Here is a 12,145-nt window from a genome sequence, read left to right on the forward strand (position 1 = left end):
ATGAAAGAGAATGTAAAAGTATGGGAGGAGGACATCCTGCTCCCTACCTATGGCATCGGACGTCCCGAAAAGAACCCGATGTTTCTGGAAAAGCGTGTCTATCAAGGCAGCAGCGGAGTAGTATACCCGTATCCGGTCATCGAGAAGATTGAAGACACTTGTGAAGAGAAAAGCTATCATGCCGTATGGTTGGAAAATGAATACCTCAAAGTCATGATTCTGCCCGAATTAGGAGGACGCATCCAGATGGCTTTCGATAAAATAAAGCAACGACATTTTATTTATTACAACCACGTGATAAAACCGGCTTTGGTAGGATTGACCGGTCCCTGGATTTCAGGGGGCATTGAGTTCAACTGGCCTCAACACCACCGCCCCAGCACATTCCTGCCGGTAGATTACAGCATTGAACAATGCAAAGACGGAAGTGTCATTGTATGGGTAAGCGAACGGGAACGGATGTTCGGCCAGAAAGGAACAGCCGGATTCACACTCCGCCCCGGCCGGGCTGTACTCGAGATACAGGGAAAAGTTTCTAACCCGACTCCTCTGCCACAGACTTTCCTGTGGTGGGCCAATCCGGCAGTAGCAGTCAACGCAGACTATCAGTCTGTATTCCCCTCGGATGTTAACGCCGTATTCGACCATGGAAAGCGGGATGTATCCCGTTATCCTATCGCTACCGGAACCTACTACAAGATGGACTATTCCGCCGGAGTGGATATTTCAAGATATAAAAACATCCCTGTACCGACTTCCTACATGGCAATCCGGTCCGAATACAACTTTGTGGGCGGATACGAAAACGACACCCAGGCAGGTGTTCTGCATGTTGCCAATCATCACATATCTCCAGGAAAGAAACAATGGACGTGGGGAAACGGAGATTTCGGACAAGCATGGGACCGCAATCTGACGGATGCCGACGGACCGTACATAGAGCTGATGACAGGAGTCTATACGGACAATCAACCGGATTTCAGCTGGCTGCAACCCTATGAAGAGAAGACTTTTACACAATACTTCATGCCCTACCGGGAACTGGGAGTTGTGAAAAACGCCTCCTCGGAACTCCTGATGAATCTGGAGCCCGAAGGAACAGAGAGCAGGTTAAAGCTCTTTGCTACCTCTGCCCAACAGGGATTACACATCGTAGTCCGGAAAGCAGGAAAAATCTGTTTTGAACAAACCTGCGACCTCTCTCCGGAACAAGTGTTCGACAGACTGGTCCCCGTCAACGACCTTAGTGAAACAGAAGTCATCATCTACGGTACCAACGGACGGGAGAAGCTCAGTTGGAGGGCTGAACCGGAAACTATCAAAGAGGTTCCGGAAGCAGCCCGACCCGCCCTCGCACCGGAAGAAATTAAAACAAATGAGGAACTCTACCTGACCGGACTGCATCTGGAACAATACCGACATGCAACTTATTGTCCGACCGATTATTATTTGGAAGCACTCCGCCGTGACAATGAAGACGCCCGTTGTAACAATGCCATGGGGCTGTGGCTTATACGCAAAGGACAGTTCGCGCAAGCAGAGCCCTACCTGCGGAAAGCGATTTCCCGATTGACCGAGAAGAATCCTAATCCGTATGATGGTGAAGCTTTCTACAACCTTGGACTTGCGCTGAAATTCCAAGGAAAAAACGATGAAGCATACAATTCATTCTATAAATCGTGCTGGAACGCGGCATGGCAGGATGCAGGCTATTATTCACTGGCTCAAATCTCCGTTTCACGCGACAACTGGGAAGAAGCTCTCGAAGAAATTGAAAAATCCTTATTACGCAATTGGCACAACCTGCGCGGCCGCCATCTGAAAGCAATGATCCTCCGCCATCTTGAACGTCCGGAGGAAGCTCTTGCCTGGATAGAAGACTCCCTGAAAATCGACGCATTCAACTTTGGCTGCCTGTTCGAAAAATATCTGATGACCCGAGAAGAAACCGTACTGTCCCAACTCCGACACCTAATAAAACGCGGCGCACCCGACTACGAGGCATTAGTGCTCGACTATACCTCTGCAGGACGATTTGAAGAAGCACTGGCCGTTGCCGAGTTGGCTATCGGCCAACCCATCGGCGAACAGACTCTGCTGCACTATTACAAGAGTTGGTGCCTGATTCGTTTAGGAGAAACAGACAAGGCGCGAACAGCCATCAGGCTTGCTGAAAAAGAACCGGCCGACTACTGCTTTCCCAATGCCCTGGAAGCGATAGAAGCTCTTCAGTGTGTGGCTGACTTTATGGGAGAAGCCCCGAAAGCCCTCTATTATTTGGGAAATCTTTGGTATGACAAACGCCAGTATACCCCTGCCATCGCAGCTTGGGAACGTTCTTCGCGTGAGGACGAAACATTTCCTACCGTATGGCGTAACCTGGCTCTGGCCTACTTCAACAAATTGAATCGCCCGGAAGAAGCCGTCCTCTTGCTGGAAAAAGCATTCCGCCTGGATCCGACCGACGCCCGCGTACTGATGGAACTCGATCAGCTGTATAAACGGCTGAACCGCCCGCACACAGAAAGAATGGCTTTTCTGGAACAATATATGGATATCGTAATAACTCGTGACGATTTATATCTGGAATATGTCACCCTGCTGAACCAGACCGGACAATACAGGGAAGCCATCCGCCGGATCGATCAGCGAAAATTCCATCCGTGGGAAGGCGGTGAGGGAAAAGTTCCCGCACAATATCAGATAGCCCGCCTGGAACTGGCAAAGGAACTGATCGCGCGTAAAGAATACGATGAGGCACTCATCCGGATAGAAGAGTGCTACGCATACCCACCACATCTGGGTGAAGGCAAACTCCCTGGAGCACAGGAGAATGACTTCAATTATTACAAAGCCTGCATCCTGCAACAACTGGGCAAACAGAAAGAGGCACACGACCTGTTCCTCAAAGCCAGCATGGGAGACAGCCAGCCAGCCGCTGCCATGTATTACAACGACCAAAAACCGGACAAGATCTTCTATCAAGGACTTGCATTCCGAAAACTGGGACAAGAGAAAGAGGCACGCAGCCGCTTCAACAAATTAATCACTTATGGAGAAGAACATCTCTTCGACATATTCCGGATGGATTATTTTGCCGTATCTTTACCCGACCTTCTGATCTGGGAAGACGATATGGATAAGAAGAACCGCATCCACTGTAACTATCTGATGGCTTTGGGACATCTGGGACTGGGGAATACGGCAAAAGCCGAACACTTCTTTGAAGTAGCCGCTTCGATGGATAACAATCATCAGGGGATACAGATTCACCGGAAATTAATGAATACATAAAAGAAATGAGGCCTCACCACAGATTACACAGATTAGTACAGAACATTTAATCTTACCAATCAAAAAGAAATAAACGATTAATCTGTGAAAATCCGTGTAATCTGTGGTAAATAAAACCATACAATCATGAAAAAACCAAATCAAAACACCCGACATCGAGCCATCCTGATCCTGACCGGATGCCTGCTCGCCATGGCCGTTATGGCACAATCGACAAAAAATGATGTCCTCGACCTGTCAGGTATGTGGCGCTTTCAACTGGACCCGATGGGATTCGGCAAGACTCCCGGCTCCGAGCTCTATCTGGACAAACTCTCGGAAACCATCATGCTGCCCGGATCGACGGACCAGGGTGGCAAAGGAATCAAAAACACCGCACGTTATGTAGGCCGCCTGAGTAGAAAATTCGAGTATCAGGGGGCTGCCTGGTACCAACGGGAAGTAGTGATCCCCGAGGACTGGTCCGACCGTGAGATTTACCTGAAACTGGAGCGTTGTCATTGGGAAACAACTGTCTACGTAGACGATAAGGAAGTAGGTGTCATGGAGCACCTGAGTACTCCAAACACATTCGTACTGACTCCGGTGCTCAGTCCCGGCATCCATACGCTGACCATCTGCGTAAACAATACACTCAAATATCCAATGGATCAGTGGAACCACGGAACTACCGAATATACACAAACCAACTGGAATGGAATAGTCGGTGACATTTCACTGTATGCCAAAGAAAAAGCGCACATCCGCCGGATTAATGTATATCCCGATGTGACAGCAAAAGAAGTGGAAATAGCAGTACAGCCCGCCCCCCTGAAGCACGGGCAAACGGGAACGCTGGAGCTATGTATCCGGGAGAAAGGGGGCAAAGTGATAGTTCGCCAGAGCATGAGTGCAGACAGCCTGCAGGCACATGCCGGCATTCGGCAAACCCTTCCGATGGGTAAACAGGTGAAACTCTGGGATGAATTTACACCTTATTTATATGAGCTTGAGGCCAGCTGGAACGTAGATGGCAAGACAGACACCCAAACCCAGACTTTCGGCATGCGGAGTGTGGAACAAGGCAAGCATCACATCCGTCTGAACGGAAGAGACATTCACTTGCGCGGAGTGCTGGACTGTGCGGTTTTCCCTCTGACCGGCTATCCGTCGACAAACGTCGATGACTGGAAGCGTATCTTCAACACCATCAAGGAATATGGAATGAACCACGTACGTTTCCACTCCTGGTGTCCGCCGGAAGCCGCATTCGAGGCGGGCGACGAAACAGGCATGTACCTCCAGGCCGAACTCCCCATGTGGATCAAAGACGTGGGCAAATATCCTGCCCGACGCGATTTCTTCGAAAAAGAGATGTATGCCATTCTCGACGTTTATGGCAATCATCCCTCTTTCATCCTGATGTGTAACGGAAACGAAAATGAAGGTGATTTTGCCATATTGGAAGATCTGGTGAAAAAAGCACAGGCTTATGACAACAGACGTCTTTACAGCGCCTCAACCGCCCGCACACACACTCCCTCGGATCAATATTATGTGTCGCACGTCACTTCGAAAGGATGGATCACCGTATACGAAGGGAAACCCTCGACTGACTGGGATCGTTGCAAGGAGTCGGACATCGATGTTCCGGTGATTGCCCACGAAACGGGACAGCGCTGCATGTACCCCAACTTCGAAGAAATAAAGAAATATACAGGCGTAGTCGAAGCACGCAACTTTGAAGTGTTTCGCGAACGACTTGCCAGAAACGGCATGTTGCATCAAGCCGATGATTTCTTCAAAGCAACCGGAGCACACACAGTGCTGCAATATAAAGAGGTGAACGAATCGTTGCTGCGCACTCGCAATTCCGGTGGGTTCCAATTATTGGGACTGGCCGATTTCCCAGGACAGGGCAGCGCTTTTGTCGGTATCCTCGATGCCTTTTGGGAAAGTAAAGGCCTCGTATCCCCCGAAAAGTTCAGAGAATCGTGTGCCCCTACCGTGCTTCTGGCACGCCTGCCCCAACGTACTTTCAAGACCGGAGAGAATCTGAAAGCAAAGATGGAGATTTACCATTACGGCAAGAATGCCCTGAAAGACCGGAAACTGAACTGGACATTGACAGGAGAAGATGGAACCGTGTACCGTAAAGGAAGCCTGAAAGTAAAAGAAATACAACCCGCCACGGTAGATTCGCTTGGAATCATCGAATTATCTCTGAATGGTGTGGAGAGTGCCCGCAAGCTGACACTGAAGGCTGAATTGGGAAGTTGTCGCAATGAATGGGACGTATGGGTATACCCCGAACAGCCAAAAATTGAAGAGACTAACTTTATCTACACCCGTACCTGGAATGACAAGACCAAACAGTGGCTCGACGAAGGAAAGAGCGTACTGTTGACCCCCGAAAAGTGCCAAGGACGCAAAGCACACTTCGCCAGCCACTTCTGGAATCCGATTATGTTCAACTGGAACCCGATGATCGTAGGTACACTGATCGATAACGAGCACCCTGCTTTCCGCGATTTCCCCACGGGAAGCTATGCTGACTGGCAATGGTGGGATATCCTTAACTATTCGACAGCTCTGGAACTGGACGAACTGAAAGAAATCACTCCACTGATACAAAGCATCGACTCTTATGAAACCAACCAAAAGCTGGGAATCTCGTTTGAGGCGAATGTAGGAAAAGGAAAATTGTTCGTGCTCTGCGCCGATCCTGAAAAGAAAATCGGTGAAAGGCTTGCCATGCAGCAGTTGCTCACCTCTGTCCGGAATTACGTTTCATCCGATCGTTTCAAACCGGAAAGAAGTTTGCCTGTCTATCAGTTGGACGCACTCTTCGCTCCGGCAGCCGAAGAGAAATCCGGAAATAAAGGAAGCAAAGCGATCGAACTGTTGTTGAATAAATAATACCGTCCGACAGCCGCCGGACCCGTTTATATCCGGACGAAGGTTCGCCGCATAGCCGGAGCATAGACTAAAATTTATTAAAAGAATAGCAGCCTCCCTATGGTGACTGCTATTCTCTTTGTATTCATTATAATAGCACAAGTCTGAAAGTAAATCATCGTAAACCATTCTTTTTTAATATTATGAAAATCAAACTACTATTGCTACTTTGTTGTGGTCTGTGGGGCAGTTGCAGCTCGTACGACTACTGCCCGGTCACTCCTTCGGAGAGTGACCTTGTATTCACCGGACTTGCCCGATCGTGGGACGAAGCGATGCCTCTGGGCAACGCCACCGTCGGCGCACTGGTATGGCAACGCGACTCCTCCCTGCGCCTGTCACTGGACCGGACCGATCTATGGGACTTGCGCCCGGTAGACAGCCTGTCGGGAGATAACTTCCGCTTCTCCTGGGTAAAAGAGCACATCCGCACAAAAGACTATCTGCCCGTACAGAAAAAACTGGACTGGCCTTATGACATGAACCCTGCCCCATCCAAAATCCCCGGAGCCGCAATCGAGTTTCCATTGGAAAAGATAGGCGCTCCCACCCAAGTACGACTTTATCTGAATAATGCCCTGTGCGAAGCGAACTGGGCAGACGGAACACAGATGCAGACTTTTGTTCATGCCACCGAACCGGTCGGATGGTTTGTATTCCGTAACCTAAGAACTCCGATAGAGCCGTCTATCCTTACCCCCGTATACAATAAAACGAAACCGGACGGCAGCCTCGATCCGGTTTCGGGACAGGATCTCCACCGACTGGGCTACCAGCAAGGAGAGACAGTCCGCGAAGGCAACCGGATCACCTATCACCAGAAAGGCTACGGAGACTTCTGGTATGACGTAGTAGTGTGTTGGAAACAGGAAGGAGAAACCCTGTACGGTACTTGGAGCGTCACCTCTTCCCTATCCGGCGAAAAAGCAGCCGAAAAAGTAGAAGCAGCCCTGCAACGTGGATTAAAACAGGATTATCAGGCACATCTGGAATATTGGAACAAGTACTGGGCACAATCATCCGTTACTCTGCCCGACTCCATTTTGCAAAAACAATACCAGAACGAGATGTATAAATTCGCCTCTACCACCCGCGAACACTCCTATCCCATCTCCCTGCAAGCCGTATGGACAGCCGACAACGGAAAACTCCCTCCCTGGAAAGGGGACTATCACCACGACCTCAACACACAGCTGAGCTATTGGCCCGCCTATACGGGCAATCACCTGACGGAAGGCATGGGATACCTGAACACCTTATGGAACCAGCGGGATACATACAAGCGCTACACCCGCCAGTATTTCGGAACCGAAGGTATGAACATACCGGGCGTCTGCACCCTGACAGGAGAACCGATGGGGGGATGGATACAGTACTCCATGTCGCAGACAGTGGCTGCCTGGCTGGCACAGCACTTCTATCTGCACTGGAAATATTCGGCAGACCGCACCTTCCTCAAAGAACGTGCTTACCCCTTCCTTAAAGATGTGGCAATCTACCTGGAGCAAGTCTCCGAAGTCACCCCCGAAGGAGTACGCAAACTGGAATTCAGTTCAAGTCCCGAAGTATTCGACAACTCCCTGCAAGCATGGTTCAGCGACATGACCAACTACGACCTGGCAATGATGCACTTCCTCTTTAAAGCAGCCGCCGAACTGGCTCACGAACTGAATCTGACAGACGAGTCGTCCCACTGGGTAGCTTTAGAAGCCCAATTGCCGGACTACGATGTGGATGAAGAAGGTTGCCTCACCTTTGCCAAAGGATATCCTTACAATGAATCGCACCGCCACTTCTCCCATGCCATGGCCATTCACCCGATGGGACTGATAGACTGGAGCGACGGAGAAAAGTCACAACACATCATACGGGCCACCCTGAAGCGGCTCGACGAAGTGGGGCCGGACTACTGGACAGGCTATTCGTACAGTTGGCTTGCCAATATGAAAGCCCGGGCATTCGACGGCAAAGGTGCGGCACAGGCCCTGAGAACCTTTGCTGAATGTTTCTGCCTGAAAAACACCTTCCACGCCAACGGTGACCAGACCAAAAGCGGCAAATCCCGTTTCACTTACCGCCCCTTCACGCTCGAGGGTAACTTTGCTTTCGCATCGGGCATCCAGGAGATGCTGTTGCAAAGCCATACGGGCACGATACGCATCTTCCCCGCACTGCCCGAAGAGTGGAAAGATGTATCGTTCGAAGGACTGCGTGCGATGGGTGCATTCCTTGTCTCTGCACAGATGGAAGGCGGAGAAATCACCCGTGTACGTATCTATTCGGAGAAAGGCGGCATGTTGAAAATAGCCCGCCCCGGCACACTGAAACCGGATAAAAACTATACGTTGTCCGGTCCGGATATTCTCAACATAGATACTCAGGCAGGCGAATGGATTGAGTTGAAGCCCTGATACATTCTGACAAGAAGGCAGCAATGTATATTTATTATCATTTTGTATTTTCTACCCGGTGTAGCCTGCGCTATATCCGGGTAGTCTTCTTTCCGATGAATAATATCCCCCTCTCCGGCGATTACATTTTTTCAGGTTATCACCCTTTCGGCTGATTTCGGATCAGGGCACTATCCTTTCCGGTCCAAACATTACATTATTTCTTGCTATGCCCCCGAACAGGAACATTCTGATACTCTAACGGCGGTAGCCTGCACCGGGCTAAAAAATAAAAAGAAAGCCGAATCAGGATAACGATTGCTCTCTTCCTCCCCAATGCCACCTCGGTTTTGATGAAACGGAGCCTTGGTTTTAAACCAATGCCGCCTTTCTTTATTAGAAACGGAGCCTTAGTTTAAAAGCCTCAATGCATATATATAGAAGAATCCACGCCATCTACGCATACTTTTGCGGTTCATATTCATTTTATATGCAGTTCTGCTCTCCGGTTCAACTATTTCACACCGATTGCAAGTCAACAAAAGACAGGATATACTATCAGAATCATACTATTCAGAACATTCTGCTTTCAAAAGTAAAAAGCGGCTTTAAGGTTTATCATTTATTAAAATATTATAAAATTAAGCTATAACACAGAGGGTCACTCCCCAATGATGTGTATTTATAGCGTATATCAAAAAGTAAATTATTGCTCGAGCGACCAAACGAAAGAAAAGAATCTCATAACAAAGAAACAGAAGAATGAATAAAAGAGTTGCAACCCACAACACACTACACGCTGCATTATATACCCCGGAAAAACATTGCACTACCGGGTTCAAACAACTTGTAAAAGATGACATTACCAGGATTTTGCAGAAAGCAAAACCAGCCTGCTGCAGAGATGGTATCTTCCATTCAACAACGGAAGTGACCGTCTCTGCAGGCTGACAGGATTTATCCCGTTATAATAATAACCGGAATATCTATGAATTAAAGATGTAACAGAGAACGTTTTAATCGTATAAAAGATAAGAGTTGTGAAAAGTATTCTTATCTTTGCACGAGAAATGAAACACTATTATTAACAACAATTTTATTAACTAATCAAATCTTATCAAACATGTTTAAACATCTAAATGCCCTGTTTATCGGACTTGCATTGTTTGCTTGCACTTCGGGTGCAGTAGCACAAACCATCAAGCCTATCGAGACTCCAGTGCCTGTACGTCCCGCCGGACAAAAAGACGTAGTCGGACTGACTGCTCCTAAACTCGACGTGGTACGTGTCGGATTCATTGGCTTGGGTATGCGTGGACCGGGTGCAGTAGAACGCTTCACTCACATCCCCGGAACACAGATCGTAGCCCTTTGCGACCTTATCCCCGAACGCGTAGCCGGTGCACAGAAAATCCTGACCAAGGCAAGCCTGCCTGAAGCAGCTTCTTACTCCGGTAGCGAAGATGCCTGGAAAAAACTTTGCGAACGTAACGATATTGACCTCGTTTACATCGCGACTGACTGGAAACATCACGCACAGATGGCTATCTACGCCATGGAACACGGCAAGCACGTTGCCATCGAAGTTCCTTCGGCAATGACCATGGACGAAATCTGGGCGCTGATCAATACCTCTGAAAAAACTCGTAAACACTGTATGCAGCTTGAAAACTGTGTATATGACTTCTTCGAACTGACTACACTGAACATGGCTCAGCAAGGCGTATTCGGTGAAGTGCTTCACACAGAAGGTGCTTACATCCACAACCTCGAAGACTTCTGGCCATACTACTGGAACAACTGGCGTATGGATTACAATCAGAATCATCGTGGCGATGTATATGCCACTCACGGTATGGGCCCGGCTTGCCAGCTGCTCGACATTCACCGTGGTGACAAAATGAACTACCTCGTATCTATGGATACAAAGGCTGTCAACGGTCCGGCATACATCAAAAAAACAACCGGCAAAGAAGTAAAAGATTTCCAGAACGGTGACCAGACTTCTACACTGATCCGTACGGAAAAAGGTAAAACGATCCTGATTCAGCACAACGTAATGACTCCGCGTCCTTACAGCCGTATGTATCAGGTAGTAGGTGCCGACGGTTATGCAAGCAAATATCCTATCGAAGAATACTGCATGCGTCCGACTCAGATCGCTTCAAACGACGTACCTAACCACGAAAAGCTGAACGCACACGGCTCTGTACCCGCTGACGTTAAAAAAGCCCTGATGGATAAATACAAACACCCGATCCACAAAGAACTGGAAGAAACAGCTAAAAAAGTAGGTGGACACGGTGGTATGGACTACATCATGGATTACCGTCTGGTTTACTGTCTGCGCAACGGTCTTCCTTTGGATATGGATGTTTATGACCTTGCAGAATGGTGCTGCATGGCCGACCTGACCAAGCTTTCTATCGAAAACAGCTCTGCACCGGTAGCTATCCCTGACTTCACTCGTGGAGCATGGAACAAGGTGAAAGGTTACAGACACGCTTTCGCAAAATAATAAAACCTCTTTTTGACACGGGTTTCACGAGTCCTCCGGCAAGTAGTTCGCTACGCAATGCCGGCCGGTTCATGAAATCCGTGTCCGATTATAAGACTACACAACCCATCCATGAAGATGAAAATATCAAAGCCCTCTAAACAGGGAGTAATCAGAGAAACGAAAGACTACTTAATGATTGCCTTGGGAATGATCCTTTACGGCATCGGTTGGACTCTCTTCCTGCTTCCTAACGACATCACCACCGGTGGAGTGCCGGGCATTGCCTCTATTGTTTATTTCGCTACCGGATTTCCGGTTCAATACACTTACTTCGCCATCAATGCTGTATTGCTGATGGTATCCCTCAAAGTGCTGGGATTTCGATTCAGTCTCAAAACCATATTCGGTGTATTCACTTTAACCTTCTTCCTGTCCGTTATCCAAAAGTTGACCGCGAACGTAACCTTGCTACACGATCAGCCGTTCATGGCTTGCGTGTTGGGTGCCTCTTTCTGCGGAAGTGGCATCGGTATTGCTTTCTCGGCCAACGGAAGTACCGGAGGAACAGATATCATTGCGGCTGTTATCAACAAATACCGCGACATCACTCTGGGAAGAGTCATGCTGATCTGTGACCTGATTATCATCTCCTCCAGCTACTTTGTATTGAAAGACTGGGAAAAGGTAGTTTACGGATATGTGACTCTTTATGTTTGCAGCTTTGTGCTGGACCAGGTGGTGAACAGTGCACGACAATCCGTACAATTCTTCATTATCTCCAACAAGTACGAAGAAATAGGCAAACGCATCAACGAATATCCACACCGGGGAGTGACCGTCATCAATGCAACCGGGTTCTATACCGGCAAAGAGCAGAAGATGATGTTCGTCCTGGCCAAGAAACGGGAATCAACCATTATCTTCCGGTTGATAAAAGACTGTGATCCGACTGCTTTTGTTTCGCAAAGCGCAGTGATCGGTGTATACGGAGAAGGCTTTGATCATATAAAAGTTAAATAAATTA

At 48.4% G+C, this 12,145-nt stretch carries 5 protein-coding genes; all 5 read left to right on the forward strand.

All coding sequences use genetic code 11. The annotated features are described in order from the left end of the window. The 5 genes from KO473_RS11555 to KO473_RS11575 all read left to right on the forward strand — a co-directional run bounded on the left by KO473_RS11555 (position 1) and on the right by KO473_RS11575 (position 12,141). Positions 1-3,294 (forward strand): DUF5107 domain-containing protein, encoded by a 3,294-nt coding sequence (locus tag KO473_RS11555; protein ID WP_005818546.1) that lies wholly within the window; start codon positions 1-3, stop codon positions 3,292-3,294. A gap of 126 nt (positions 3,295-3,420) precedes the next feature. Then, positions 3,421-6,192, forward strand: a complete 2,772-nt coding sequence (locus tag KO473_RS11560) for a glycoside hydrolase family 2 protein (protein ID WP_005818544.1) — start codon at positions 3,421-3,423, stop codon at positions 6,190-6,192. Between the two features lie 182 nt (positions 6,193-6,374). Continuing rightward, complete coding sequence (locus KO473_RS11565; protein WP_005818540.1) at positions 6,375-8,642, forward strand: glycoside hydrolase family 95-like protein; 2,268 nt, start codon at positions 6,375-6,377, stop codon at positions 8,640-8,642. Positions 8,643-9,744: 1,102 nt separating this feature from the next. After that, the gene (locus tag KO473_RS11570) at positions 9,745-11,139 is read left to right on the forward strand and encodes a Gfo/Idh/MocA family protein (protein ID WP_005775661.1); all 1,395 of its coding nucleotides are present in this window, start codon (positions 9,745-9,747) and stop codon (positions 11,137-11,139) included. 111 nt (positions 11,140-11,250) lie between these two features. Next, on the forward strand, positions 11,251-12,141 hold the full coding sequence (locus KO473_RS11575) for a YitT family protein (protein ID WP_005775659.1): 891 nt from the start codon (positions 11,251-11,253) through the stop codon (positions 12,139-12,141). Positions 12,142-12,145: the final 4 nt, after the last annotated feature.

Source organism: Bacteroides sp. HF-4919, assembly GCF_018860125.1.

Excerpts from the sequence above, each read along its gene's own strand:
- KO473_RS11555 (WP_005818546.1), top strand. The coding sequence starts at position 1 with ATGAAAGAGAATGTAAAAGTATGGGAGGAGGACATCCTGCTCCCTACC.
- KO473_RS11560 (WP_005818544.1), top strand. The coding sequence starts at position 3,421 with ATGAAAAAACCAAATCAAAACACCCGACATCGAGCCATCCTGATCCTG.
- KO473_RS11565 (WP_005818540.1), top strand. The coding sequence starts at position 6,375 with ATGAAAATCAAACTACTATTGCTACTTTGTTGTGGTCTGTGGGGCAGT.
- KO473_RS11570 (WP_005775661.1), top strand. The coding sequence starts at position 9,745 with ATGTTTAAACATCTAAATGCCCTGTTTATCGGACTTGCATTGTTTGCT.
- KO473_RS11575 (WP_005775659.1), top strand. The coding sequence starts at position 11,251 with ATGAAGATGAAAATATCAAAGCCCTCTAAACAGGGAGTAATCAGAGAA.